We start from the raw sequence: 26,125 nt of genomic DNA, 5'->3' as shown, positions 1-26,125 counted from the left end.
TCAAAAGCACCATTTTTCTCACTGACATGGCCAATTTCCCGGCGGTTAATGAAGTTTATGGTAAGTATTTTGACGGTAATTATCCTGCTCGTGAAACGGTTGCTGTTAAAGGGTTACCCCGAAATGTAAACGTGGAAATCAGCATGATTGCCTCTAAATAGCCTATTTCTTATTTTGACAATACACCCAATTCCCGGCCCACTTTGGTAAATGCTGTAATGGCTTTATCCAGGTGCTCCCGGGTATGGGCAGCACTTAGCTGAACACGGATTCTGGCCTGCCCCTTTGGAACAACCGGAAAGAAAAATCCAATCACATAAATCCCTTCTTCCAGTAAACCTGCAGCAAGTTGCTGGGCTACTACTGCATCGTATAACATGATTGGAACAATCGGATGGTCGCCGGGTTTGATATCAAATCCTGCATCTGTCATTTGTTTTCTGAAATAACTGGTGTTGGATTCCAGACGGTCGCGCAGTTCTGTTGTTTCACTCAACATATCCAATACCGCAATGGAAGCGCCTACGATAGAGGGAGCCAGGGTATTGCTGAACAGATAGGGCCGGCTTCTCTGCCGTAACATTTCAATTATTTCTTTTCGTCCGCTTGTAAATCCTCCGGATGCTCCACCCAATGCCTTACCAAGCGTGCCTGTGATAATATCCACCCTTCCCATTACACCGCGGTATTCATGGGTTCCACGACCCGTTTTACCCAAAAAACCGGATGAATGACATTCATCTATCATAACGATTGCATCGTATTGGTCTGCGAGGTCGCAGATTTTATCCAATTGGGCTATCGTACCATCCATACTAAAGGAACCATCCGTAACAATAATCCGGCTTCTTGCCCCGGCAGCTGCCTGAAGCTGCAGTTCCAGATCTGCCATATCATTGTGTTTGTAACGGAACCGCTGTGCTTTGCAGAGGCGAATGCCATCAATAATGGAAGCATGATTCAATTCGTCAGAAATAATAGCATCTTCCTGGCCAAATAAGGGTTCAAAGACACCTCCATTGGCATCAAAAGCAGCCGCATATAATATGGTATCTTCCGTACCCAGAAAATCGGCAATTTTTTTCTCCAGTGTTTTATGTATATCCTGTGTTCCGCAAATAAAACGGACACTGCTCATGCCATATCCATGAGAATCAATGGCTTCATGGGCTGCCTGGATTACTTTGGGATGTGAGGATAATCCCAGATAATTATTTGCACAAAAGTTCAGTACTTTTTTCCCATTGACCATTATTTCCGGCCCCTGCTCACTGGTAATAACCCTTTCTTTTTTAAATAAACCTGCCGCTTCGATGGATTGCAGTTCCTCTTTTATTCGTTGTACAAATTTCTCGTTCATGTTACCGATTTAGGGTGTAAAAATAAGGAAGATTGGATGGCTAACGACTGTTCGTGAAATCGATTGAGTAGGCCGAACTTGATCTTTTTTTAACTTTTTAGACTCGTTGATGTAACATCCCCTGTCTATCTTGCGTCTAATTCGAAAACCGAAGCAATGAAACGCCCGATTTCCAAAACCAACCTTGTTCTTAGCTGTACAGTACTTCTTGCGGGCATCATTATTACTACCTATTTGTTAGCTTTCTCAGGGCCATCCCTCCGGTCTGCAAGTGCCAATGCTGCAGCTACCTGTACTGAAATTACGGATGATGCCACTCCTTCTGCTTTACCAGTAAGCAGCTCCATTATTTTTGAAGCAGTCACCGGACACCTGCTTTCCACCGGATTCTAACCTCCCCCTTCATCTTTACTATCTTATATAGTTTTTTACGATATATTTTCTTCCAATCCTCCATCTTCCTTTCCTCCATTCCCCCTTCCATGCTCCTCTTCCATACATTTTTTCCATTTCCCTGTAACTTTATCTTCTTCTGATCCGTATAACATACAGAACCACCTGAAAATTCAACAAAACTGTTTATGACAGAGAGGGAATACAATGAATGTGTGAGGACTTATGCGGATAATGTTTACCGCTTCATTCTCAAAAACCTCCGGCACGAAGATGACGCGCAGGATATTGTGCAGTCTGCATTTGAGAAAATGTGGCTTCACCGGGAATCGATTGATTATGAAAAGAGTAAAAGTTACCTGTTTACGGTGGCCTATAACCAGATGATTGACCATATCCGGAAAACCAGCAGGGTTCAATTGAAGGAGGAGTTTTCTGAACAAACCCGGATTACTGACCGGCCAGCCAGTAATCTGCGCAAAGTGCTGGAAGATGCTTTGGCCCGCCTTAGTGAGACTCAACGAAGCCTAGTGCTATTGAAGGATTATGAAGGTTATTCTTATGAGGAAATCGGGCGGATTACCTCCCTGAGTGAGAGCCAGGTAAAAGTGTACCTGCACCGGGCCAGGATCCAATTGAAAAATTACCTGGTAAGTCCGGAAAACGTACTCTAACCGTTCACCCAAATTCTGAAACAATGAACATTAACAGAAATAATTACGAGCTTTTTTTCCTGCTGTATATCGATCGCGAGTTGAACGCGGATGAGATGCATGCAGTGGAAAACTTTCTCGAAGAAAACCCGGATCTCCGGGTAGAAATGGATATGCTGTCAGGCACTATTCTTCCGGAAGATCAGGCAGCTGCAGTTTTTCCCGATAAGTCGAAATTGTATCGCACCACTGATACCAGCAACCCGGTTTCCATTCTGAATTATGAATCCTATTTCGTTCAATATGCCGATGATGAATTAAACAATGAAGAAAAAGCAGCAACTGAAAAATTCGTATACGACAACCCCGAGTTTCAGGCGGAATTTGAATTAATCCAGCAGACAAAGCTGGTACCTGATAATACGGTTGTTTTTTCTGGCAAAGAAAAATTGTACCGGGGAAGTTCAACCACTGTGCGGCCAATGTTCCCGGTTTGGACCCGGTATGCAGCTGCTGCGATGATACTTTTAATGGCCGGTATGTTTTGGATAAGCCGCCAGAGCGATTTAACTAATTCAAACCAAAGTCAACAGGGTAGTATCGCAACGAATCAGTCTCAATCAACAAAACAACCTGCTGAAGCAGTTGAATCCATACCAACACCAGGTGAACTTCCATCTGAGCAAACAACTTTGGCAGCAAGTTCAAAACCAACAGCTGTATCAGAAAATACCTTGAGCAATGATGAATCTACCTCACGGCTGGCAGTTATTAGTCAACCTCAGAAGATACAGGAAGTAAAGTTGGAAGCAAGTGTGCCAGACCAAACAACCAATACAAAACTTCCGGTTGGAACTTCAATTGCATTAAAAGTTGAAGAACCGGCTAAAGGCTCCCTGGCTATAAACAATGTAACTACAGAAAAAACAGTTATACCAGTTCAGATCGATGATGAACCAGTGATAGTAGTAGCTGTCAATGATAATTCAAGAGATGACGATACATTCTCCCCGGGCAAAGAAATAATACGAAAAACGCCCCTGCGCGGATTACTTCGCAAAGCCGGCCGCATCGTAGGAAAGTCCAACCCATTCTCTGAAGACCGGGCAAAAGGCGGTGTATTCACCGCGTCGAATGAACAATAAAAAAATAAAAATCATATCTATGTTTAAGAAGATCGGCCTCATGGCCCTGGCAACCTGTGCCCTTTTTAGTACGCAGGCACAAACCGACTCCACCCAATCACCCGTGAAGGAAAGTGATACCATGCGAATCGGGAACATCATCATCCTTAAAAACGGGCAGCCTTCCAATCAATCCCAGGAAGTTCAGGATTATTTCAAACACAGGAAGTATAATAAGTCCAACCATGTAACACATTGGTTTGCCTTTGATCTTGGCTTCAATAATTTTGTGGATAACACAGATTACAGCAGTCCTGAAACCCAGGCATTTGCTCCGGGGGCAACCGACGACTGGTTCAACCTCCGTAATTCGAAATCGGTCAATGTCAACATTTGGTTCGTACAGGGTCGGCTAAATATGATTAAACATGTGATCAATCTGCGGTATGGAGCGGGACTTGAGTTCTACAATTTCCGGTTCGAGGAAGATATCCGGTTCAGGAAGAATCCACCCTCCGTATATCTCGATGACCAGATTAATTACAACAAGAATAAACTGGCATTGAATTATATCACGGTTCCGGTTATGCTGAATATTAACTTCACGCCCGGCAAATCACTGGAAAGATCATTTGGAGTCAGTGCAGGTGTAAGTGGCAGTTATCTCTATGGATCCCGGCAAAAATACCGCAGTGATGAAACCGGAAAAGAGAAATTAAAAGGTAATCTTGGATTGAATGATTTCAAACTGGCCTATGTGGGTGAAATTCATCTTGGTCCGGTTCAGGTTTATGGTTCTTACGCAACTGAATCCATGTTTAAAAAGGGGCTGGATTTCACCCCCTATACTGTTGGACTTAGGTTAAGCGCATTCTAATATGATCTACTTATTAAAAAAGCAGCTCCGGGAATCGGGGCTGCTTTTTTATTGTATATTTAAATAAATCAAAGTGAGGACTTATGCCATACAATGTAATTGACATCGAAGGTATCGGAAGTACATATGCCGCAAAACTGGAAGTTCATGGAATTAAAACAACCTCTGACTTATTGCAAAAAGCCGGAACCAAAGCCGGACGCGAAGTTTTAGCTGCCGGGTCCAAACTCCCGGAAACATTGATATTAACCTGGGTGAATCATGCCGATCTGATGCGGATCAATGGAATTGCAGGTCAAACCGCCGAATTACTGGAAGCAGCAGGGGTGGATACTGTCAAAGAACTGGCAACCCGTAACGCTGCGAATCTTCATACAAAACTGCAGGAGGTTAATAATCAATTTGGATTATCCGGAAGGGTGCCCTCTATCGAAATGCTGGCAGACATGATCGAAGCTGCCAAAAACCTGGAACCGAAGGTTTTCCACTAATCAGTGGTTCAAAGCTGTCTTTTTCACCATTAAACCAGAATACAAATGAAAAGTATCAGCAGATCACTATGGGCATTGCTCCTTTTGGGAGCATTGACCTTCACAGGTTGTAAACCCAAAGATGAAGACATCGAAAAAAATGTAACAACTGCGCTGGGAGCCTATCCAGGCGTGCAGGTTACAGTTACTGATGGTGTTGCAACTCTTTCCGGTGAGGTAGCAGACGACGCAACCCGATCAGCAGCGGAAACAGCAGCCAAAGGAGTAAAAGGAGTAAAATCCGTGAACAGCAAGCTAACCATTACACCTCCGCCTGCCCCGGTAGTAATTAATCCGGATACAACTCTTCAAGAAACAGCCAATTCAGCAATTACAGCTTTGAACCTTCCCAAAGTACAGGCAGCGGTCCAGGATGGAGTAATCACACTCACCGGAGAAATCAAAAAATCTGAATTACAGGGATTAATGATGAAACTCAATGAGTTAAAACCCAAAAAGATTGAAAACAAATTAACCATCAAATAAAATTTCAGCTATGGCACTTCAGGACAATAAATATAAAAGCCTGGTTGACCTGGCAACTTCGCAAGGTGTAGCCAACCTACAGGTTAGAGAACAGGATGGTGTTTTGTATATCGACGGGATTGCTCCCAGTACTTCGGTAAAAGATGCCATCTGGGATCATTATGAAACCTTGAACCCCGAATTCAGGGATGCTGACCTGATCATGAATCTCAGCCTGGCAGAAGGGGCAGAAGAATTCTATACCGTTAAATCCGGAGATAACCTCAGTAATATTGCTAAGAAGTATCCCGGATTAAGCTGGAAGGATATCTACGAAGCCAATACAGATCTGATCAAAAACCCGGATCTTATCCACCCTGGATGGAAATTAAAAATACCACGTAAATAATTGATTATAAAGCACAAAAGCCCCGAAATCGGGGCTTTTGTGTTAAGTTTTTCCAAAGTTTATCCACAGCCGTAATAAATGAATAAAAGGCAACGTTTTTGTGATACCCTAACCGTCGAAGCTAGTTTACAAAAATCAATTATATGCAGCTCTCACGTGTATCCGTATCCTTGCTGGCCCTGTGCACCGTTGGCCTGCTCTCCTTTTCCGGTCACAATTACCGGAAAGTCCGCTTTAACCGGCTGAACTCCGAATTAAATGGGACTCCCCGCATTTTGGTGGACAAGACCGATTATGAACTGAGTATTTTTGATGATGAAGGCTGGTATGCCACTTATCCGGTGGTTTTTGGTGAAAAAACCCTGGGAGATAAGATGTGGGAAGGCGATCGCAAAACCCCTGAAGGCGAATACAAAATCGTTTCCAAGCGTCCACACGACAAATGGGGGAAAATTATGTTGCTGGATTATCCAACACCCGCAGACTGGGCTAAATACAAAGAAAGAAAAGCTAAAGGATTGATTCCTAAGAACAAAGGCATCGGCAATGGGATCGCCATTCATGGTACCTGGATGCGGGACGACATGGCGGTAGATTATTTCCAGAACTGGACCAATGGCTGCGTCAGCCTTAAAAGATCCGAAATGGATGAATTATTTGAAATGATCCCTATAGGCACCAAAGTGACGATACGTAAGTAAAAATACTGGGAATAAATAAATTAGTTAAAATTATAGTCATATCTTGGATATGACTATTTTTGTTTGTGCATACGTCTAGTCTTCCAAATCCTTCGGAATAACCACAGTTTTCCAAATTCCTTATTAAGACTAATCCTAAACCGTAACCAGGTGTCAAATACCATGGTTACTTAGTCATTTTCAAAACTGTGTTATCCATGAATACATTCTATCACAAATACTCTACCATGAGAAGACTTGTACATTTCACAATCCTACTCTTATTTGTTTCGGCTGGCGCGATGGCGCAAGCAAGATTTTGGGTTGCCCCAGGCGCAACCGGTAACTGGTCCGATCCCGCTAACTGGTCAACTTCTACAGGAGGTCCAGGTGGTGCAGGCGCACCTATCACCGGTCAATCTGCCCAATTTGATGGTGTAAGCGATGCAAACTGTATACTCGATTTACCTGCAATTACAATCCGAAGCTTGAATATAGGTGCCGGATATACTGGCACAATTAGTCCTGGGGGAACTAACTCATTAACCATAGAGGCGAGTGTTTTATTAAACAATGGCACAATTACTTTTCCGGCAGTTTCAAGTATTGGGGTTTTCTTTGTTCAGAATGGAGGAAATTTTACTCCTGGAAGTACTTCTACTTTGTTTACTGATGCCGTAACGCTGAATGCAGGCACATTTACTGGAGCCGGCAATATGACTTTCAACCGGAATATTACGATCAACTCGCTGACGCATAACTTTGTGCCTGGTTCCGGTACCGCTATATTTGGTGGCACTGCAAATGCCGCTATTAATAATAATGGCAGCTCTCCTGGAACCATTTCTTTCTTTAACATGCAGGTCAATAAAACTAATCCTGCTGCAAATAGTATGAATATCGGCGTTGCTGATCAAGTTGTCGTTCTTAATAACCTTATCCTTACAAATGGTATTTTGAGAGCCCCTAATGCCACCATTCAAATTGGGGGAGGTCTTACTGTAGCACAAACATCACTTGGAGGAATTGCCAATTTTGAATTTATTGGAGCTTCTAATGGAAATGTTATTATTGACGCGCCTCTAACACAACAGGTTGGAAGCACTATAGCTATTAACAAGTCGAATCCTTCGGCAACGCTCTCATTTACAACTACATTGCCAAGTAATCTCATAAACCTAAATTCAGTAGCGAATGCAACCATGAACCTTAATACCGGGACTATTGATTTTCCAGATGGTGACAATGTAAACTGGAACTATGTGAACTTCAATATTGGTTCTGGCGGTTCAGTAGTTGGGTCATCTGGAACTATGATATTTCCTGGGAACTTTAACAATTCCGGTAACTTTTCCGGAAATAATGGCACAGTTGTTTTCCAATCCAATGTTCAACGAAATTATAGTGTTGGGACACCAACTGTGAACGGATCAACTACTTTCTTCAATGTAGTTCTTGATAATACCAGCCCCACCGGATTCATGAATATTGAATTAGGAGACCGACTGATTGCTACTAATAATTTTACTTTTACAAATGGAACGTTCATTAGCACTGGTGGTTCTTTAACAACACCTTCCTTCTTGGAAGTTGGTGGTAATTTAACATTCCAGCCTGGTGCACTTCCTTTGTCATCAGCCATTCAACTAGAATTTTCCGGACCAAATGCTCAGTCAATTAATCTTGGTGCTGGCCAATCCAGTTTTATCAATGGTAATATTTCATTAGTAAAGTCTGCACCTGGTCCTGTTACGCTTAACTCCCCATTGGATATTGATGTACCAGGTCAGGTTGTAAATTTTACAGGTGGTGTACTGGCAACGACCAATACCAATATTTTGAATTTCGCCGTTAACGGCGTGTTTGCGACAGGTGGAAATGCAGGTAGTTTTGTTGATGGTCCAATTCTAAGAAGTGGTAACACAGCCTTTACCTTCCCTACTGGTGATGCAGGATTTTATGGTCCGATTCATATTAGTGGTGCCGGATTCAATTCTAACATTTCTAATGCGACCTACCTTGCTCAATATGTAAGATCAAGTCCTGATCCATTGTATCCAATCGATCAATTATCTCCTACTAATCCCCCTGATCTACAAATAAGTGATCTGGAGTACTGGATTCTGGATCAGCAGGGAGCAACAGTAGCTGGGCCAAGAATTTGGCTTTCATATTCTGGCAGCAGCGGTGTAACTGATCCTACTACTATTGGTGTTACTCAATGGGATAACCCTGGTTTCTGGCAATTAATCGGAAACGGAGGTTTGCAGAATGTTGGAGGTGCTTCTTATGTAGCATCAGCTAGCACAAATGTTTCAAACGTAAGTTCCGCCAATCCGGTATTTACCCTGAGTACGATTGACCCCATTGCTAACCCGCTGCCTGTTACCTGGCTGAGTTTCACTGGCCGTTACTTCAACGGATCTGTTGATCTGAACTGGAGCACTTCCCTCGAAGTGAATAATGAAGAATATACGATCGAACGCTCTGTTGATGGTCAAAACTTCACTGCTATTGGAAATGTGCCGGGTGTAGGAAATACAACAAGTATCTCCCGTTACAGCTTTAAAGACACCAATCCGCTCTCTGGTTCTGGTTATTACCGGATTAAACAAACAGATCGTGATGGCAAATTCAGCTACAGTGATGTAATCCGCGTATCCAATAGCGAAGTAGCATTGAAAGGTTTGCGTCTCTTCCCGAACCCGGTTTCCGGCAATATGCCACTGACCATTGAGAACGGAAACTGGAGCAACAAGAAAGTGACCATCACTATTTATAATGCAGTTGGAGGAATTGTTCGTCAGGAACAAATTACCTTCGGTTCTGATAACCGCGCTAAAATCAATGTGGAATCATTGCAGAAAGGCAGCTACTTCATTACGACCTCCATCAATAACGAACGTCAGACAATGCAATTCTTTATCCAGTAAGAATTACTGTCAACATAAAAAGACCGTCACCAATAGTGGCGGTCTTTTTTTATTATTGTAGTTCATGTTATACAGGCTGGTAAAACTTTTAATGACCCTGGCTACCAGGATTTTTTACAGGAAAATTCACTTCCTGAACAGCCAAAACATTCCGGCTACCGGTCCGGCCATCCTGATCGCAAATCATCCCGGCTCACTAATGGATGCAGCTTTGCTTGGATTGTTAGTAAACCGGCCTATTCATTTTTTCGCTAGAGGAGACATTTTTAAAAACAGGCTGATACATCGCATCCTGAATACACTTCACATGCACCCGATCCACCATCACCAGTATAACCGCTCTTCCCTGGGTGTGAACGACGATAGTTTTGAAATAGCACTCAAACTCCTGCAAAAAGGAGAACTTGTACTTTTTTTTCCCGAAGGTTTTAGCCATGTTGAATACTTCCTGTTACCTTTTAAAAAAGGAACCTTTCGCCTGGCTTTTCAGGCGCTGGAAAAAAACCAGCACATTTCGCTCCCAATTGTACCCGTAGGATTTCATTACAGCCATCCAACTGAGCTGTTTAGTACAGTTTGGGTAAAAGCTGGACCACCTGTTGAAACAACCGATTTTTATATAGCCTACCAGTCTAACACTGCCCAGGCAGTTCGCAAACTTACTGATACTACATATGAATCAATTAAAGAACTGACAATTCAGGTTCCAGCATCCCATTCGAATGAACTCTTCCAGCTACTGGCAATCTTAAGAACAGATAGCAGGTATCAAATGGCAGATCCGGCCAAACAATGGCATTTGGAAAAAAAAATCAGCCTGGATTTTATGCGGATTCATGAAATGCTGTTAGAAACCTATCGATCCTATAAACACCTGTTAAAACAGCATCAGATCAAAGAGGAAGGAGTGCTGCCAACGAACTCAAATTCTCTTTCGAAACAAAAAAAGCTTCTGTGTAGATTTCTTGCGGTACCTGGTTTCCTTCTGCATGCACCGCCCCTTTTCATCGCAAAATGGATAGCTGATACAAAAGTTACCCGAATTGATTTCTATGCCTGGATTTTGGTAGCAGCTGCAGCACTGCTGGATAGCTGTTGGACCTTATTGATTTTCCTGGTATTAACGATTGTTCATTCTCTCCTTGCAGGAATGATTTTTTTCGTTAGCAGCATCTTTTTGGGTTGGATTACCTGGAAATGCGCGCCCAGTCTAATCCGTCACAGTAAGGAGCAGCAGCTAAAAAATATACCCGGATCCACGCTTCAGCAGATCCGGGTTAAACATGAAGAGCTGTTGTCTTCAATTAGATCCTTCCTTTTTTGATTTCGTCTACTACTGCAGGATCCAGCAGAGTGCTGGTATCTCCCAGATTCTCCAACTCACCTTCAGCAATCTTTCTCAGAATCCGCCGCATTATCTTTCCGCTCCTTGTTTTGGGTAAGCCGGGCACAAACTGAATTTTATCCGGCTTGGCAATAGGACCAATGATTCGGCTGACCGTTTGCGTGATATCCTGGCGATTCAGGTTCTCATCTCCATGAGAACCCTGAAAGATCACAAAGCAATAAATACCCTGCCCTTTGATATCATGAGGATACCCTACTACTGCACTTTCCACTACACCTGCGTGCATATTGATGGCATTTTCCACTTCAGCCGTGCCAATACGGTGCCCGCTCACATTCAGCACATCATCAACCCGACCGGTAATGCGATAATTACCTTCTTCATCCCGGTAGCAACCATCACCAGTAAAATACATATTATCATATGCTGAGAAATAATTCGTTCTGCAACGCTCATGATCTCCGTAAGTAGTCCGGATAATTGATGGCCAGGGGAAACGGATACAAAGATTGCCACTCACATTATTACCGGTGATTTCCTTTCCATTCTCATCCACCAGAACCGGCTGTACTCCGGGCATTGGCAGGGTTGCATAACTGGGTTTGGCAGGAGTAACTCCAGCCATATTGCTGATCAGTACGCCACCTGTTTCCGTCTGCCACCAGGTATCCACAATCGGACAGCGGCCCTTTCCAATATTTTCATTGTACCAATGCCAGGCTTCTTCATTAATGGGCTCACCAACTGTACCTAATACCTTCAGCGAATTCAACTGCTTTCCCTGCAATGGACCCAGGCCAAAACCCATCAGGGAACGTATGGCAGTTGGTGCTGTATACAAGACATTCACCTTGTATTTATCAACAACTTCCCAGAATCGACCTGCATCCGGCCAGGTTGGAATTCCTTCAAACAATAAGGTAGTGGCGCCTGCACTCAATGGTCCGTATACAATATAACTGTGGCCCGTGATCCAACCTATATCTGCGGTACAAAAATGGATATCTCCCGGCTGGTATTGAAAGGTATTGACAAAAGTATAGTTGGTGTAAACCATATAACCGGCACAGGTATGAACAACTCCTTTGGGTTTGCCGGTTGAGCCGGAAGTGTAGAGAATGAACAGGGGGTCCTCGGAATCCATCTCTTCAGCAGGACAATCAGGATTGCCCATGGTCTCAACTTTTTTGATTTCATCTTCCCACCAAACATCACGACCTTTTATCATTGAAACCGGCGTACGGGTACGGGTTAAAACGATCACCCGCTTTACAAAACGGCACTGTACCAGGGCATCATCTATGACCGATTTTAAAGGGATCTCTTTATTACCCCGAAAAGCGCCATCACAGGTGATTACGTATTCCGCCTGTGCATCCATTAAACGATCAGCAATACTCTGTGCACTAAAGCCCCCAAATATTACGGAATGAATAGCACCAATCCTTGCACAAGCCAACACAGCAATTGCCAGTTCAGGAACCATGCCCATATACAAACAAACCCGATCCCCTTTCTGAACGCCATTATTCTTTAATACATTGGCAAACTGTACCACTTTGGTATGGAGTTCCCGATACGTTAATACGCGATGATGTTCCTCCGGATCATTGGGTTCCCAGATAATAGCCGGCTTGTTTCCTAAAGACCCAAGGTGCCGATCCAGACAGTTTTCAGTTATATTCAGCCGACCACCAATAAACCATTCTACCTTGGGATCCTTGAAATTCCAGTTCAACACTTTATCCCAACGCTTCCGCCAGTAAAAATGACCGGCAATATCCCCCCAGAACCCTTCCGGATCCATCACACTTTTATTGTAAACCGATTTGTATTCTTCGAAAGACTTAATCTGATAAGGGTATGACATATGGCATCGTTTTGTTTGCAGTTCTAAAAGTAGAAAAGTTGTTTGGCCAAAAATCAACAAAGATTGGTAATTTGGTATATTTATTTATGAAAGCGATTTCCTGTCCGCGCTGCTCCTCATCCAACCCCATCAAAAGCGGCATTGTAAAAGGCAGGCAACGATACCATTGCAAAACCTGCCGCTACTATTTTACTGTTTTTAAAAAAGGCAAATCAACAGAGCCCTACTACGTTATCAAGGCACTGCAGTTATACCTGGAAGGCGTTTCCCTTAGGGAGATCGAACGGCTCCTGGGCATCAGTCATGCCTCCGTTCATAACTGGATAAAAAAAGCCAATCTTCAGTTGCCACCAAGCCCCTCTTATCGTCCGGCTTATAAAGTACTCTCTCATGCTGAACTGAATCAATTCCTGCAAGACCCGGCAATACTTCGCAAAGCCGGCTGTATGATCACTGAACTTGGTGATAAATTCATGGTGATTCGCTGGGAACGCTTCAGAAAATAAAGAAACAGCTATACTAATTTACATTTGGCAGCAGCTACTTTGTATACTTATCCGGATTACGTAATATGTAGTTACAAGATTGCTTAGCTATGTCCCAACCAACTAACAAAGGTATCTGGAAAGTTATTGGTGCCTCCTCCGTAGGCACCCTCATTGAATGGTATGATTTTTATATTTTCGGAAGCCTGGCAACAGTAATTGCCAGCCAGTTTTTTCCCAACACCAATCCAACTGCTGCATTGCTGAGTACACTCGCCACTTTTGCAGCAGGCTTTATCGTTCGCCCCTTCGGCGCCCTGGTCTTTGGTCGCCTGGGAGACCTGATCGGCAGGAAATATACCTTTCTCTTAACCCTTGTTTTAATGGGTGGGTCCACCTTCGCTATCGGGTTAATTCCTTCTTATGAAACCATCGGGTTTGCTGCTCCTATACTGGTTTTGCTCCTGCGTTTGCTGCAGGGTTTGGCACTGGGTGGCGAATACGGAGGTGCCGCCACTTATGTTGCTGAACATGCCCCCGCAAACAAACGAGGTTACTTTACTTCCTGGATTCAGACAACAGCCACACTCGGACTCTTTGTATCTCTCGGGGTAATTCTGCTGACAAGGCATAGTCTCGATAGCGATCAGGAGGTGTCTATTCGCAAATTCAACGACTGGGGCTGGCGCATTCCCTTCCTGGTTTCTATCCTGCTGGTTGTGGTCTCGATTTACATCCGGCTGAAAATGAACGAATCTCCCCTGTTTGCCAAATTGAAATCGGAAGGAAAAGTTTCGGTCAACCCGCTCAAAGAAAGTTTTGGTCATAAAACCAATCTGAAAATGGTATTGCTGGCACTGTTTGGTGCTACCATGGGTCAGGGAGTAGTGTGGTATACCGGACAGTTTTATGCCCAGTCCTTCATCGAAAATGTATGTAAGGTTGATTTCGACCAAAGCCGCACCATCCTGATCTGGGCCATTGTTTTTGCTACCCCATTTTTTGTTGTATTTGGTTCCTGGAGCGATAAGATTGGAAGAAAATGGATTATGATGGCAGGCATGCTGCTGGCCGTATTTTCCTACCGGCCTATCTACAAAGAACTCATGACAGCAACCAATATCCCTAACCGAATTAGTTCCGAAACCCCTGCAGTGGCTTCCGTTAATCGTGAAACACGCCCGCTGCCGGATGTTTCCACAACCCTGCAAATAACATCCTCCCGCTATTCATTCAGCACAGGAATGTCTTTTACCGAAGTTAAATCCGACACCCTTCGAAATAATATAACAACTCCAGGCAAACTCACCTACACAGAAAAAAAACTCGACAACCCTACCTACTGGAAATTTGTATTGCTGATCTTCATCCAGGTATTTTTTGTAACCATGGTTTATGGCCCGATAGCCGCCTTCCTGGTTGAATTGTTCCCCACCAAAATCCGATACACCAGTATGTCGCTACCTTACCATATTGGCAATGGAGTATTTGGTGGACTAACACCTTTTATTGCCACCCTGCTCACTACCATCTATACACAGGATGCACTGGTCGGACTTTGGTACCCAATCCTGATTGCAGCCATTTGCCTGGTAATCGGCACTCTTTATATCAGCAACAAAATTGATCCAAACGTAAACGATTAATGTCATGAACCACCTCAAACGATACCTTGGAATTCTTTGGATTGCACTCGCGCCTGTTGCCATCTACTACCTGATAAAAACAGCAGCATCGGAGATCGCCGCCAAACCCGTTATTGATACCAAAATACAATGGGGGGTATTTGTAATTATATTCATTCCAATCGCCTTCGGCCTTGCCCTGTTTGGTTACTTCGCACTTAAAGGAGAATATGACCACCTGCCGGAACGATCCGATGAAATAAGCGATTAAATTTGTGGCCATGTCAGCCTCTAAAAAAAACCAGAAGGCAGTGCTGATAGCAATTGCCTGCCTCTTGTTTTTTAACTTTCCTCTTCTCTCTATTGCCAATCAACCCAGGCAGATTGGCGATCTGCCTTACCTGCTGGTCTACCTGTTTGCCGGATGGCTGCTCTTTATTTTGCTGATTCGCACTATTCATCGGACTGCTCCCAAAAAACCAGACGAACATGAGTAGCTGGATCATTGCCGGAACCGCTTTAGGTTATCTGCTCCTTCTCAGCATCCTGGCCTGGAGCGCAGAATCGGTGAGAAAAAAAGGGAAATCCTGGATAAATAACGGGTATGTCTATGCATTATCACTGGCTGTTTACTGTACCGCCTGGACCTACTACGGAAGTGTTGGCAGAGCTGCCACCAGCGGACTGGATTTCCTGACCATTTATATTGGTCCAACAATATTGTGCGCACTTTTTTGGCCGGTTCTGCTCAAAATCATCCGCATTTGCAGAACGCAGGGAATCACCAGCATTGCTGACCTGGTTTCTACCCGATATGGTAAGAATTTTTCCCTGGCCGTTCTGGTTACCATTTTTTGCGTACTGGGAGTGATACCCTATATCGCACTTCAACTGAAAGCTATTGCCACCAGTTTTGATCTGCTTGCAGGTGCAACCGGCAATACAAATCAATCCATCTGGAAGGACAGCACATTTTATGGCACCCTGTTGCTAACTGTTTTCATTCTTTTTTTTGGGACCCGCTCGGTGGATGCAGCTGAAAAACATGAAGGACTGATTGCCGCGATTGCATTTGAATCGGTAATCAAACTCGTAGCCTTTCTGGCAGCCGGTTTGTTCATAACTTATTATGTATTCAATGGCTTTTCGGATCTGTTTCAGCAGGCAATTGCGCAACCCCGATTACAGCAGTTATTTACCCTCCAGGAAACCAATGCCTATACCAGTTGGTTTTCCATGCTGACACTCTCCTTCTTCGCCATGCTTTTTCTGCCAAGACAGTTTCAGGTGAACGTGGTTGAAAACCTGGATGAAAACCATCTGAAAACAGCAAGCTGGGTATTTCCCCTCTATCTATTTGTGATCAACCTTTTTGTGATTCCAATAGCACTTGCAGGTTCTGTTCTTTATCCCGCCACTACAGTTAACCCAGACCTGTATGTATTGAATATCCCTCTTGACCAGGAAAGATACCTGCTGAGCCTGCTGATCTTTATCGGTGGTTTCTCTGCAGCAACGGGAATGATCATTGTAGAAACAATTGCGCTAACAACTATGATCAGTAACCACCTGGCGCTTCCCCTACTCCTTTCAACCAACCGGCTGCACCAGGAATCCAGGCGAAATCTTTCTGCTGTTGTACTTTGGGTGCGAAGAGGAAGCATCCTGCTCGTAATTGGCCTCGCATTATTATACGATAAACTGGTTGCAGAACAATACAGCCTTGTATCCATAGGCCTTGTTTCCTTTGCAGCTGTTGCACAATTGGCACCTGCTGTACTTGGAGGCCTTTACTGGAAAGGAGCATCTAAAAATGGAGCATTGGCCGGATTAGCAGCCGGATTCATCTGCTGGATGTTCACCCTCCTGCTGCCTTCACTTGCAGGAGCCGGACTGCTGGATAATTCCATTGTAGAAAATGGATATTTCGGTGTTGCCTGGTTAAAGCCGGACGCCCTGTTCGGACTGAACTCCCTTGACCCTGTTTCTCACTCCCTATTCTGGAGCCTATTATTAAACAGCGGACTCTTTGTGCTGGTTTCCATCAATAGCCAGAAGGGTACCAGGGAAACTTTCCAGGCAGAACTATTTGTAGATTTTTTGAACAAAGAAAAGTTTGAAACTGAACCTGCCGTTTGGAAAAATACAGCCAGCCTGCCGGCACTCAGACTACTTCTGCAAAACTTTATCGGAACTGATCGGGCTGCAAGCCTTTTTCAGAAATATGCAAACCGGCACCAAATTCCTCTGAATACAACCACAGCTGACCCTCGCCTCGTGCAACTCACGGAAAAAATACTGGCCGAAGTAATTGGATCCGCATCTGCGCATATCCTGGTTTCACGCGTTGCCAAAGCAGAGGAACTCAGTATGGAAGAAGTATTGAATCTCTTGCGCGAATCGCAGCAGATCATGGAACTGAATAAGGAACTGAAAAGAAAATCAGTTGAACTGACACGTGCAACAGAACAACTTTCTGCAATCAACCAACAATTGATGGCAATGGACGAAGTAAAAGATGAATTTCTTTATACAGTAACGCATGAACTCCGGACTCCTCTTACCTCTATCCGGGCATTAACAGAACTGGTACATGATAATCCGGAAATGCCGGAAACCCAAAAGACTGAATTCCTGGCAGCAGTGGTTCGTGAAACAGAACGCTTGAGCCATTTGATTACCCAGGTTTTAAGTCTCGAACGATTTGAATCCGGTAAACACTCTTTAGAGCTTCAAACCATACAGATCAAAGGACTGCAGGAGGAAGCACTATCCGATATTCAGCCCCTTATTCAGCAAAAAAAACTACGGATAGAAGCCCACTTGTCTCATCCTTATGAGTTGGTCGAACTGGATCCGGCACTGATTCGTCAGGTGCTGTATAATCTTCTCACCAACGCAATACGATTCTCGCCTGAATCGGGTACCATCCTTTTTGAAGCCAACGTTTCGGGTAATCACCTGGAGATCTCTATTTCTGACCAGGGTAAAGGAATTCCGGCAGCATCACTGGAACTCATATTCGATAAATTTTATCAGGCACCGAACCAAATACTTAAAAAGCCGGAAGGGAGCGGACTGGGGCTGGCGATCTCCAAAAAAATAATTGAACTGCATACAGGTAATATCAAAGCTGAAAACAGAGAAGAAGGAGGCGCCCGTTTTATCTTTATGCTTCCATTATCCCAAACAAACCACTGACATGCCGGAAAAAAAAATACTGGTTGTTGATGATGACCCATACATCCTGATGTCACTGGAATTCCTGATGCAGAAAAACGGGTATACTGTTGTTGTTGCCCGAAACGGAACGGAAGCGCTTCAACTGATTCAACAGGAAATCCCAGACCTGGTGGTACTCGATATCATGATGCCGGATATCGATGGGTATGCTATTTGTGAGTTCATTAAAAAACAGTCTGCACTCAGGCACATTATCGTAATATTCCTGAGCGCCAAAACCCGGGAGTCCGACCAACGAAAAGGCCTGGAATTGGGTGCGGCAGCCTATGTTTATAAACCTTTCTCAACCCGCTCTCTTATTAAAGAAATAAATCAATTATTGCAATAAGTCTTTGTTAAATGCCTTAACAATTCCTTATCTTTCAAGCTATTACTTTATTTTCGACCGCCATGAAAATTACCCCCATAACAGGTAGACCGAAATTCTTCGGTTCAAAAATGCTGATTACCGGCGTTGCCCTGTTATTCCTGGGTTTATTGGGCACAACCCTTATCATGCTTCCGCTGGTTTCCAAGCAGAATAAATACTGTGTACTTAATACCGTAGAAGAAGAAGCTGGCAGTAATAATCCCATTAACGAAGAACACAAGAACGGAAAAACATTCTCGGTTTGTAATTTGAATGTTTGTGCGATTCTAAGAACCATTAATGCAGAGGATATTCTACGAGTTGTTCCGGTATCCGAAAACCTTCCGGATGATCAACTCTCCCAAACCCTAATTCAGCCTCCGGATCAGGCATGAGCCTTTTATTGAAGTTTTTTTTGCAGTACCCTGCCCCTTCCCTGCTGAAGACTTGTTATCCCTTTCTATTATTCGAAACAATCAACCTGTATGTCCAAACGTTTACAAAATCCGTTTGGGAATCTGTCGTCAGATATCCCATCCTCTATCGTAGTTTTTTTAGTTGCACTTCCACTTTGCCTTGGTATTGCGTTAGGCTCCAACGCCCCCCTGTTTTCAGGTATTATTGCCGGAGTAGTGGGTGGTATCGTCATTGGCGCCCTTAGTGGCTCCCAACTTAGTGTTAGTGGTCCGGCTGCAGGTTTAACAGCCATCGTAGTGGCTGCACTTGCGAAACTTCCAAGCTTCGAAGCTTTTCTGGTAAGCGTGGTAATTGCCGGGGTTTTGCAAATCATTCTGGGATATCTGAAAGCAGGGGTACTGGGCGATTACATACCTGGAGCTGTCATCAAAGCAATGCTGGCAGCTATCGGGCTGATCCTCATTCTGAAACAGCTACCTCACCTGGTTGGCTACGATGCAGATTTCGAAGGGGATGAAAGTTTCCGGCAACCGGATGGCTCCAATACATTTACAGGCATCCTCAACTCTCTCAATCATATCATACCTGGTGCCGCCCTTATCGGAATTGCATCTCTTCTGATCCATATAGTGTGGGATAAATACGTGGTGAAAATCGGCAAGTTTATGCAACTTATTCCTGCCCCTTTAATAGTAGTGCTGATTGGAGTTGCAATCAACCAATTCTTCATTGCCTCTCAATCCGCACTCGTTCTCCCAGAGCATACCCTGGTGAATATTCCAAAAGCAGAAACCGTTGAAGAGTTTGTTAGTTTTTTCCAATTCCCGGATTTTGGTCATATCGCCAACTATAATGTATGGGTGGTAGCATTTACACTTGCGATCGTAGCAAGCCTTGAAACCTTATTGAATATCGAAGCTTCGGATGAACTGGATCCTTACCAGCGCGTAACCCCAACCAACCGTGAATTGAAGGCCCAGGGAGTTGGCAACCTGCTCTCCGGATTCATTGGCGGCCTGCCCATCACTTCCGTAATTGTAAGAACTTCAGCAAACGTTAATGCCGGTGCCAAAACCAAAATGTCGGCAATCCTTCATGGTATGCTGTTATTGCTTTGTGTTGTTTTTATACCCAATATTCTGAATATGATTCCATTGCCAGCCCTGGCAGCTGTCCTGATATATACCGGTTTTAAACTGGCGAAACCTTCTATTTTTAAAAAATTCTATCAAAGAGGCTGGGACCAGTTTGTTCCCTTCATCGTTACAATCATTGCTATCCTCCTGACCGATCTGCTCAAAGGTATCCTGATAGGTTGTGTGGTTGGATTATTCTTTGTACTACGCAGTAATTTCCGCTCAGCAGTTTTTGTAGTAAACGATGATAAGAACTATCTTTTTCGCCTGAGAAAGGATGTTTCCTTCCTCAATAAACCTATCATTAAACACAAATTGGCCAAGGTTCCGGAAGACTCCTTTGTATTGATTGACGCCACAAGAGCCGACTTTCTCGACAAGGATGTGGTGGAAGTGATTGAAGACTTTATAATCAGTGCCCCCCTAAAAAACATTACTGTTCAACTTAAAAAAAGCGCAAATAAAGAACAGGGATTCTCTAACCATTCAGAAACCATTTAAAAATCAGTTAACATGAAACAATACGAAAAACTCTTACTTGAAAACAAAGCATGGGCAGCAGAAACGGTGGAAGAAGATCCGGATTTTTTCAAACGGCTGGAGAATATTCAGCGTCCGGATTTCCTTTGGATCGGTTGCAGCGATAGCCGGGTGCCTGCTAATGAGATTACCAACACACAGCCGGGTGAGATCTTCGTACACAGAAATATCGCCAACATGGTGGTGCACACTGATTTGAATCTGTTAAGTGTACTCGAATATGCCGTGGTTCATCTGAAAGTTAAACATGTGATCGTTTGTGGTCATTATGGTTGTGGTGGCGTAAAAGCAGCGATGACCCAACATAATTTTGGAATCATCAATAAATGGCTCAGGAACATTAAAGATGTTTACCGATTCCACCGGGATGAAATCGATGCCATCGCTGATGAGGATCAAAGAACCAATCGCCTGGTAGAACTTAATGTGATTGAAGGAGTAATGAATCTCGCTAAAACATCCATCATCCAGAAAGCCTGGAAATATAACCAGCAACCGCATCTGCATGGTTGGGTATACGGACTAAAAGACGGCTTGATCAAACCTGTATTCGAAATGCCGGCCAATACACATATTGACAGCATCTATGAGTATGATGACTTATAATTCTGTAGGTTTGTTGAACTATGTCAATCGCGGTTCAGTCTCTCAAGAAAGTTTATGGTCAGCAAACAGCTGTCAATAATATCTCCTTCTCTGTAAATCAGGGAGAAATAGTTGGATTTCTCGGCCCAAATGGTGCCGGGAAATCCACTACTATGAAAATACTTACCGGTTACCTGCAGCCCGATGGTGGCACCGCCCTGATTGCTGGTATGGATGTCACAAAAGACCCCCTCGCTACCAAATCCAGGATCGGTTACCTGCCTGAATCCAACCCACTCTATTATGATATGTATGTGCGGGAATACCTTCAATTTATGGCGGAAGTGCATGGTATAGCCGATAAAAAAGGTCGCATCAATACCGTTATCACACAGGTCGGATTAACACCGGAGAGTCATAAAAAAATTGGACAGCTTTCCAAAGGTTATAAACAACGGGTTGGACTGGCGGCAGCTTTGATCCATGATCCGGAAGTATTGATTCTGGATGAACCCACCACTGGTCTGGATCCCAATCAGATAATAGAAATACGGGAAGTCATCCGTTCACTAGGAGCCCAAAAAACCATCCTCTTTTCCACTCATATCCTGCAGGAAGTAGAAGCTGTCTGTAGCCGGGTGATCATCATAAATAAGGGGAATCTTATCGCCGATAACAATTTGAAAGACCTTCAGTCCAGCCACAGCAAACCAGTGATTCGTGTTCAATTCAAAGAGGCCCTCGAAGCTCAATGGCTGGAAAGAGCGGTTACCAGCCTGAAAGAATTACAGAAGATCAATGCATTTGAATGGCAATTGGAAGCAGCCGATCCCGTAGAAGCAAAAAAACAACTCTTGGCCCTCAGCGTTGAACAAAACCTGAACATCGTTTCTCTCCAAAGCAGCGACCAAAGCCTGGAAGATGTGTTCCGCTCCCTTACTAGTTCTTAACCCATCTTCCATTCCTCCATCTTCCATTCTTCCATTCTTCCTTTCCTTACCTTTGCACCATGATGCATAAAGAAGAGCTCCTTCCGGAGGTAGTTATAAAGTTTGCAGGCGACAGTGGAGATGGCATGCAATTGACTGGTACCCAATTCACTAACAACACGGCTTTACTGGGTATAGACCTGGCCACCTTTCCCGATTTTCCAGCGGAAATCCGGGCCCCTCAGGGAACTATTCCAGGTGTAAGCGGTTACCAGTTACGGTTTTCAAGTACCCCTGTTTATACACCAGGTGATGAATGTGATGTGTTGGTTGCGATGAATGCCGCAGCATTGAAAACCAATCTCAAAGCCCTGAAAAAGGGTGGTAAAATCATTGTCAACACCGATGGCTTCGACGCCAAAAACCTGCGACTCGCCAACTACCCTGACGGAGTAAATCCCATTGAAGATGATAGTCTCGCTAATTATGAAGTCATTCGAATGGATATAACCAAGATGACCCGCGAGGCCCTAAAAGAATTCCAACTCGGAACCAAGGAAAAAGACCGAGCGAAAAACATGTTCGTCCTAGGTTTTTTGTATTGGATGTATAACCGGGATATGGATAGCAGCCTTCAATTTCTCAAAGATAAATTTGGTAAAAAACCAGACCTCCTCAACAGCAATATAAAAGCGCTTCAGGCTGGTTACAACTACGGAGATACTACAGAAACTTTCACCACCCGATATAAGGTGGAAAAAGCCAAAATCGAACCAGGGTCTTATCGAAATATCATGGGAAATCAGGCCCTGGCATACGGACTGATCGCTGCCTCTCAAAAGGCATCCCTACCCATGTTCCTGGGAACCTATCCCATTACACCAGCATCTGACATTCTGCATGAGTTGAGCCGTCACAAGAGCTTTGGCATACGAACTTTTCAGGCTGAAGATGAGATCGCGGGAATAACAGCCGCTATTGGCGCTTCTTATGGTGGCTCACTGGGAGTAACTACTACTTCTGGTCCGGGTATGGCACTAAAAACAGAAGCCATGGGACTTGCAGTTATGCTTGAAATCCCACTGGTTATAATAAATATCCAGCGTGGTGGCCCTTCCACCGGCCTGCCCACCAAAACCGAACAAAGCGATCTGCTCCAGGCCTATTATGGAAGAAACGGAGAATGCCCAATGCCGGTTATCTCTGCCTCCACACCCAGTGATTGTTTCGCTGCGGTATATGAGGCAGTACGTATCTCCATTCAGCACATGACACCAGTTATTTTCTTAAGTGATGGATACATCGCTAATGGTGCTGAACCATGGAAATTTCCAACCAGTGATCAACTGGCACCCATCGAAACAAACTTCAAGAAAGACCTGGGTCATGGAGAAGAAAAGTTCATGCCCTATCAGCGGGATGAAAAACTGGTTCGCCCCTGGGCTATTCCCGGCACACCTGGATTGGAACACCGGGTAGGCGGACTTGAAAAACAAAACATAACCGGCAATATCAGTTATGATCCGGAGAATCATCAACTGATGGTAAAAATCCGGCAGGAAAAAGTGGACAAAATCGCAGATTATATACCCGAGCAAAAACTCGACAGTGGTCCGGAAAAAGGAAAGATCCTGGTTCTCGGCTGGGGTTCAACCTATGGTGCCATAAAAAGTGCAGTGCAGGAATTACAGGCAGCCGGACAGGAAGTAAGCCATGCCCAACTCCGTTATATCCGTCCTTTTCCAAAAAACCTCGGAGATATTATCAAAAACTTTGAACAGGTTTTGATTCCGGAAATCAACAATGGCCAACTTATCAAAATCATTCGTGATCAATACCTGGTGGATGCCAAAGGATACAATAAGATTATGGGGGTTCCTATTACCAAAACGGAACTGGTAATCAAATTGAAGGACATGTTGGGAATGACCATTCCCGCTTAAACAGTGCGTTCCCGCAGCCGCTGTGCGAGCTTCTCCAGTTCAATACTGATTTTATTTATATACTCAAATTGATCGGCAATGGTTTTCAACTCCGAAAACCGTTGCCGGGTCTCCGTATCCATATCACCCTCGGCCAACTCCTTTAACCGGAGTTCCAGCAATTGTTTGAGCTCCTCCCGGATAACAAAATTCTCTTCGGCACTCAGCAAAACATTGGGCAAAGGCTGCTGTTTTACCAATTCAGCCGCTGTTTGAAGATGCTGAAGTGAAGCAGAAATAATGGGTTGAAATTTTTCCGAAGCATATCGTTCTGCCATTTTCCGATAGGAGGAAAGAGTTGCGATATGTGAAGCAAGCATGTGATTATTCACTACCATCTGGTGAACCAGTTGTACTTTTTTTTGCTGACGCTTGGGCTCGTTCAGCATGCGTTGAAACGCATCAGAGAGGTTGGCCAGCTTTACAAACGCTTCTTTCCTGCTGAGCTTATATACTTCATTACTCAGAGCAACACCAATAAACAATCTGCTTATACTTTCAAAATAACGTGCATTCGCTTCGATGGCTTCCTCCAGCAACTCCTGGATCTGCTCATGTTCCCATTTTGGAGGGATGGCAAATGTTGCAATGAAGGCAATCACCGAACCTGCAAATGTATCAATCAGGCGATCACGCAATACCTCAGAAAAATCACCAGGCTTCAGAAAATGAAAAGCGATCAATATATAGGCTGTCATTGCCACAACACTAACCAGGTATTTAATCCTTACCATGCTGTAAGCGATTATCATTCCGATAATCATAACAGTTACCAATAACCGATCATCACGTATAAGCCACAATATTCCAACTCCAAGCAACGCTCCGAAAAATGTACCTGTTAAACGTTCAATATTCCGTTGTTTGGTTAAACTATAGGCCGGCTTAAGAATAACCAGGATGGTCAATAAAATCCAATACCCGTGTCCGAATGGCAGCACCCTGCTCAGGAAATAACCTGCCAGCAAGGATAAGGCTACCCGAACAGAATGACGGAAAATAGTAGAATGAATACTGAGGTTATTCGTCAGTAGTTTGATATTAAAATCAGAGGGTGAAACAAATTTGGTATAATCTACAGTTCGGGAAAACGCAGCTCCGATTTTCTTATCAAAACTGGTATAACGATGAATGGTCAGAATTCTGCTCTGAATGTCTTTAATACTGTTCAGAATATGACGCAGGCTTACAAATCCCTCAATATTACTATCATCCATCGTAGCATTGCGCACTTCCACAAATTCTGCCTCCAGCTTTTTCAACAAACTCTCCAGCTCTTCTCTGGATTCGGAAATTCTGCCTTCCTGCAAAGCCAGTCCGATTTTTTCCAGTTCATCAGATAAGAGACGTATCTGTGTTTGAAAAGCCGGCAACAATCCTGAGTTGTCCATCAGCTGATGCAATAGCCGATAGTCCTGCTGGGATGTCATGATCCGTTCAAACAGATCCACACTGTCGAGGAAGATCATCATCAGGATCCGGCTCTTATGCGTAGACTCGCGAACAATATCACGGGTTTTAAACAGCATTTCACGAACCAGGCTCTGTTTATTGTGTACCAGCACCTGCTGCTCAAGTACTTCCTTATAATTTTTATCGTAATCAACCTGTGCATCGTAAAAGCCGGCGCGGGTACGCAAGTAATCTGACATGGAAAGCAGAGAGTCACCCAGAGCCTGCTCAATCAGTTTATATGGACGCAGACGATATAACAATAAGCTAATCGTAAAATAAAAAAGACCGCCGGCAGCTACCAGTAGTGCATTTCTTACCACCTCCCAGTTCGTATAACGTTCATCAATACTGAGTATCATCACCAACAAGCCCGCTACTCCAACAGCAGCCGCACGTACGCCATACACACCAATTATCGAATAGGAAAAGCCCATCAAAACGATCAGCACAGCCAGTAACCAGGGATAAGGCATGCAGAAGCCCGTAATGAGCGTGGAAATAAAGATCAGGATAAGCGCCGCCATCATTCCGTTTACCCGGTGATGAATAGGACCGGTATTATCCGCAATACTTACACAAAGAGCACCAAGTCCGAGTGCAATACCAACATCCAGATATCCAAAATAACTGGCTGTCAGGATTGGAAGCATCACACCCGCCGTCGTACGAATGCCCTCTGATACATAATAACTACTGCTGTATTTTTTATATTCCCGGATGTATTCAATCATAGATTT

The 26,125-nt window shown here is 44.0% G+C and carries 25 protein-coding genes; 22 read left to right on the top strand and 3 right to left on the bottom strand.

The genetic code is table 11. From position 1 onward, the window contains the following. Nucleotides 1-11: 11 nt before the first annotated feature. Entirely contained in the window at nucleotides 12-161 is a 150-nt protein-coding gene (locus MD536_RS20310) for a Rid family hydrolase (RefSeq protein WP_317208149.1), read from the top strand. An 8-nt stretch (nucleotides 162-169) separates the two neighbouring features. On the opposite strand, the gene kbl is transcribed toward MD536_RS20310, so the two are convergent. Continuing rightward, complete coding sequence (gene kbl, locus MD536_RS20305; RefSeq protein ID WP_239603531.1) at nucleotides 170-1,360, bottom strand: glycine C-acetyltransferase; 1,191 nt, start codon at nucleotides 1,358-1,360, stop codon at nucleotides 170-172. Nucleotides 1,361-1,516: 156 nt separating this feature from the next. Between kbl and MD536_RS20300 the strand changes: the two genes are divergently transcribed. From MD536_RS20300 to MD536_RS20255, 10 genes are all read left to right on the top strand, one after another. Continuing rightward, nucleotides 1,517-1,753: a hypothetical protein gene (locus tag MD536_RS20300; RefSeq protein ID WP_239603529.1), complete on the top strand. Its 237-nt coding sequence runs from the start codon at nucleotides 1,517-1,519 to the stop codon at nucleotides 1,751-1,753. A gap of 188 nt (nucleotides 1,754-1,941) precedes the next feature. After that, nucleotides 1,942-2,427: an RNA polymerase sigma factor gene (locus MD536_RS20295; RefSeq protein WP_239603527.1), complete on the top strand. Its 486-nt coding sequence runs from the start codon at nucleotides 1,942-1,944 to the stop codon at nucleotides 2,425-2,427. A gap of 23 nt (nucleotides 2,428-2,450) precedes the next feature. Continuing rightward, the gene (locus MD536_RS20290) at nucleotides 2,451-3,551 is read left to right on the top strand and encodes an anti-sigma factor (protein WP_239603525.1); all 1,101 of its coding nucleotides are present in this window, start codon (nucleotides 2,451-2,453) and stop codon (nucleotides 3,549-3,551) included. A gap of 19 nt (nucleotides 3,552-3,570) precedes the next feature. Continuing rightward, nucleotides 3,571-4,407, top strand: coding sequence for an outer membrane beta-barrel protein (locus tag MD536_RS20285; protein WP_239603523.1), 837 nt, complete (start codon nucleotides 3,571-3,573; stop codon nucleotides 4,405-4,407). Nucleotides 4,408-4,490: 83 nt separating this feature from the next. Beyond that, nucleotides 4,491-4,898 (top strand): DUF4332 domain-containing protein, encoded by a 408-nt coding sequence (locus MD536_RS20280; protein ID WP_239603521.1) that lies wholly within the window; start codon nucleotides 4,491-4,493, stop codon nucleotides 4,896-4,898. Nucleotides 4,899-4,943: 45 nt separating this feature from the next. Continuing rightward, nucleotides 4,944-5,423, top strand: coding sequence for a BON domain-containing protein (locus MD536_RS20275; protein ID WP_239603519.1), 480 nt, complete (start codon nucleotides 4,944-4,946; stop codon nucleotides 5,421-5,423). Nucleotides 5,424-5,433: 10 nt separating this feature from the next. After that, complete coding sequence (locus MD536_RS20270; protein ID WP_239603517.1) at nucleotides 5,434-5,811, top strand: LysM peptidoglycan-binding domain-containing protein; 378 nt, start codon at nucleotides 5,434-5,436, stop codon at nucleotides 5,809-5,811. A gap of 143 nt (nucleotides 5,812-5,954) precedes the next feature. Continuing rightward, the gene (locus MD536_RS20265) at nucleotides 5,955-6,512 is read left to right on the top strand and encodes a L,D-transpeptidase family protein (RefSeq protein WP_234868606.1); all 558 of its coding nucleotides are present in this window, start codon (nucleotides 5,955-5,957) and stop codon (nucleotides 6,510-6,512) included. Between the two features lie 227 nt (nucleotides 6,513-6,739). Continuing rightward, nucleotides 6,740-9,424, top strand: coding sequence for a T9SS type A sorting domain-containing protein (locus MD536_RS20260; protein WP_239603514.1), 2,685 nt, complete (start codon nucleotides 6,740-6,742; stop codon nucleotides 9,422-9,424). Between the two features lie 64 nt (nucleotides 9,425-9,488). Continuing rightward, complete coding sequence (locus MD536_RS20255; protein ID WP_239603512.1) at nucleotides 9,489-10,748, top strand: 1-acyl-sn-glycerol-3-phosphate acyltransferase; 1,260 nt, start codon at nucleotides 9,489-9,491, stop codon at nucleotides 10,746-10,748. Here the strand turns inward: MD536_RS20255 and acs are convergent. Further along, nucleotides 10,729-12,642, bottom strand: a complete 1,914-nt coding sequence (acs, locus tag MD536_RS20250) for an acetate--CoA ligase (protein ID WP_239603510.1) — start codon at nucleotides 12,640-12,642, stop codon at nucleotides 10,729-10,731. The two genes, MD536_RS20255 and acs, sit on opposite strands and share 20 nt — an antisense overlap. Before the next feature lie 86 nt (nucleotides 12,643-12,728). Here acs and MD536_RS20245 point away from each other — a divergent pair, with 86 nt between their 5' ends. The 11 genes from MD536_RS20245 to MD536_RS20195 all read left to right on the top strand — a co-directional run bounded on the left by MD536_RS20245 (nucleotide 12,729) and on the right by MD536_RS20195 (nucleotide 23,894). Then, a complete protein-coding gene (locus tag MD536_RS20245) occupies nucleotides 12,729-13,148 on the top strand; it encodes an IS1/IS1595 family N-terminal zinc-binding domain-containing protein (RefSeq protein ID WP_239603509.1) in 420 nt (139 codons plus the stop codon). A gap of 89 nt (nucleotides 13,149-13,237) precedes the next feature. After that, nucleotides 13,238-14,773 carry an MFS transporter gene (locus tag MD536_RS20240; RefSeq protein ID WP_239603507.1) on the top strand — a complete coding sequence of 512 codons (1,536 nt, stop codon included), beginning with the start codon at nucleotides 13,238-13,240 and terminating at the stop codon, nucleotides 14,771-14,773. A 4-nt stretch (nucleotides 14,774-14,777) separates the two neighbouring features. Continuing rightward, on the top strand, nucleotides 14,778-15,023 hold the full coding sequence (locus MD536_RS20235) for a DUF6814 family protein (protein ID WP_239603506.1): 246 nt from the start codon (nucleotides 14,778-14,780) through the stop codon (nucleotides 15,021-15,023). Between the two features lie 10 nt (nucleotides 15,024-15,033). After that, the gene (locus MD536_RS20230; protein WP_239603504.1) at nucleotides 15,034-15,249 is read left to right on the top strand and encodes a hypothetical protein; all 216 of its coding nucleotides are present in this window, start codon (nucleotides 15,034-15,036) and stop codon (nucleotides 15,247-15,249) included. Then, nucleotides 15,242-17,953, top strand: coding sequence for an ATP-binding protein (locus MD536_RS20225; RefSeq protein WP_239603501.1), 2,712 nt, complete (start codon nucleotides 15,242-15,244; stop codon nucleotides 17,951-17,953). Before MD536_RS20230 ends, MD536_RS20225 begins: the two co-directional genes overlap by 8 nt. A gap of 1 nt (nucleotide 17,954) precedes the next feature. Beyond that, nucleotides 17,955-18,323, top strand: a complete 369-nt coding sequence (locus tag MD536_RS20220) for a response regulator transcription factor (protein ID WP_239603500.1) — start codon at nucleotides 17,955-17,957, stop codon at nucleotides 18,321-18,323. A 62-nt stretch (nucleotides 18,324-18,385) separates the two neighbouring features. After that, nucleotides 18,386-18,739, top strand: a complete 354-nt coding sequence (locus tag MD536_RS20215; protein ID WP_239603497.1) for a hypothetical protein — start codon at nucleotides 18,386-18,388, stop codon at nucleotides 18,737-18,739. Nucleotides 18,740-18,829: 90 nt separating this feature from the next. Then, nucleotides 18,830-20,398: a SulP family inorganic anion transporter gene (locus tag MD536_RS20210; RefSeq protein WP_239603494.1), complete on the top strand. Its 1,569-nt coding sequence runs from the start codon at nucleotides 18,830-18,832 to the stop codon at nucleotides 20,396-20,398. Between the two features lie 12 nt (nucleotides 20,399-20,410). Further along, nucleotides 20,411-21,043, top strand: a complete 633-nt coding sequence (gene can / locus MD536_RS20205; RefSeq protein ID WP_239603492.1) for a carbonate dehydratase — start codon at nucleotides 20,411-20,413, stop codon at nucleotides 21,041-21,043. A 20-nt stretch (nucleotides 21,044-21,063) separates the two neighbouring features. After that, nucleotides 21,064-21,972 carry a gliding motility-associated ABC transporter ATP-binding subunit GldA gene (gene gldA / locus MD536_RS20200; protein ID WP_239603489.1) on the top strand — a complete coding sequence of 303 codons (909 nt, stop codon included), beginning with the start codon at nucleotides 21,064-21,066 and terminating at the stop codon, nucleotides 21,970-21,972. Between the two features lie 59 nt (nucleotides 21,973-22,031). Beyond that, the gene (locus MD536_RS20195; protein ID WP_239603487.1) at nucleotides 22,032-23,894 is read left to right on the top strand and encodes a 2-oxoacid:acceptor oxidoreductase subunit alpha; all 1,863 of its coding nucleotides are present in this window, start codon (nucleotides 22,032-22,034) and stop codon (nucleotides 23,892-23,894) included. Here MD536_RS20195 and MD536_RS20190 read toward each other — a convergent pair. Next, nucleotides 23,891-26,119 carry an FUSC family protein gene (locus tag MD536_RS20190; protein ID WP_239603485.1) on the bottom strand — a complete coding sequence of 743 codons (2,229 nt, stop codon included), beginning with the start codon at nucleotides 26,117-26,119 and terminating at the stop codon, nucleotides 23,891-23,893. The two genes, MD536_RS20195 and MD536_RS20190, sit on opposite strands and share 4 nt — an antisense overlap. Between the last annotated feature and the right edge of the window lie 6 nt (nucleotides 26,120-26,125).

This window comes from Flavihumibacter cheonanensis, from assembly GCF_022352215.1.
GTDB lineage: Bacteria > Bacteroidota > Bacteroidia > Chitinophagales > Chitinophagaceae > Flavihumibacter > Flavihumibacter cheonanensis.
The sequence above is the reverse complement of the archived record's forward strand: the minus strand, read 5'-3'. Positions and strand labels throughout refer to the sequence as shown.

Coding starts and splice junctions, on each gene's coding strand:
- can (WP_239603492.1), top strand. CDS start 20,411: ATGAAACAATACGAAAAACTCTTACTTGAAAACAAAGCATGGGCAGCA.
- MD536_RS20190 (WP_239603485.1), bottom strand. CDS start 26,119: ATGATTGAATACATCCGGGAATATAAAAAATACAGCAGTAGTTATTAT.
- MD536_RS20280 (WP_239603521.1), top strand. CDS start 4,491: ATGCCATACAATGTAATTGACATCGAAGGTATCGGAAGTACATATGCC.
- MD536_RS20285 (WP_239603523.1), top strand. CDS start 3,571: ATGTTTAAGAAGATCGGCCTCATGGCCCTGGCAACCTGTGCCCTTTTT.
- MD536_RS20245 (WP_239603509.1), top strand. CDS start 12,729: ATGAAAGCGATTTCCTGTCCGCGCTGCTCCTCATCCAACCCCATCAAA.
- MD536_RS20270 (WP_239603517.1), top strand. CDS start 5,434: ATGGCACTTCAGGACAATAAATATAAAAGCCTGGTTGACCTGGCAACT.
- MD536_RS20210 (WP_239603494.1), top strand. CDS start 18,830: ATGTCCAAACGTTTACAAAATCCGTTTGGGAATCTGTCGTCAGATATC.
- MD536_RS20275 (WP_239603519.1), top strand. CDS start 4,944: ATGAAAAGTATCAGCAGATCACTATGGGCATTGCTCCTTTTGGGAGCA.
- MD536_RS20230 (WP_239603504.1), top strand. CDS start 15,034: ATGTCAGCCTCTAAAAAAAACCAGAAGGCAGTGCTGATAGCAATTGCC.
- MD536_RS20215 (WP_239603497.1), top strand. CDS start 18,386: ATGAAAATTACCCCCATAACAGGTAGACCGAAATTCTTCGGTTCAAAA.
- MD536_RS20240 (WP_239603507.1), top strand. CDS start 13,238: ATGTCCCAACCAACTAACAAAGGTATCTGGAAAGTTATTGGTGCCTCC.
- MD536_RS20260 (WP_239603514.1), top strand. CDS start 6,740: ATGAGAAGACTTGTACATTTCACAATCCTACTCTTATTTGTTTCGGCT.
- MD536_RS20290 (WP_239603525.1), top strand. CDS start 2,451: ATGAACATTAACAGAAATAATTACGAGCTTTTTTTCCTGCTGTATATC.
- gldA (WP_239603489.1), top strand. CDS start 21,064: ATGTCAATCGCGGTTCAGTCTCTCAAGAAAGTTTATGGTCAGCAAACA.
- MD536_RS20235 (WP_239603506.1), top strand. CDS start 14,778: ATGAACCACCTCAAACGATACCTTGGAATTCTTTGGATTGCACTCGCG.
- MD536_RS20225 (WP_239603501.1), top strand. CDS start 15,242: ATGAGTAGCTGGATCATTGCCGGAACCGCTTTAGGTTATCTGCTCCTT.
- MD536_RS20195 (WP_239603487.1), top strand. CDS start 22,032: ATGATGCATAAAGAAGAGCTCCTTCCGGAGGTAGTTATAAAGTTTGCA.
- MD536_RS20265 (WP_234868606.1), top strand. CDS start 5,955: ATGCAGCTCTCACGTGTATCCGTATCCTTGCTGGCCCTGTGCACCGTT.
- MD536_RS20300 (WP_239603529.1), top strand. CDS start 1,517: ATGAAACGCCCGATTTCCAAAACCAACCTTGTTCTTAGCTGTACAGTA.
- kbl (WP_239603531.1), bottom strand. CDS start 1,360: ATGAACGAGAAATTTGTACAACGAATAAAAGAGGAACTGCAATCCATC.
- acs (WP_239603510.1), bottom strand. CDS start 12,642: ATGTCATACCCTTATCAGATTAAGTCTTTCGAAGAATACAAATCGGTT.
- MD536_RS20295 (WP_239603527.1), top strand. CDS start 1,942: ATGACAGAGAGGGAATACAATGAATGTGTGAGGACTTATGCGGATAAT.
- MD536_RS20255 (WP_239603512.1), top strand. CDS start 9,489: ATGTTATACAGGCTGGTAAAACTTTTAATGACCCTGGCTACCAGGATT.
- MD536_RS20220 (WP_239603500.1), top strand. CDS start 17,955: ATGCCGGAAAAAAAAATACTGGTTGTTGATGATGACCCATACATCCTG.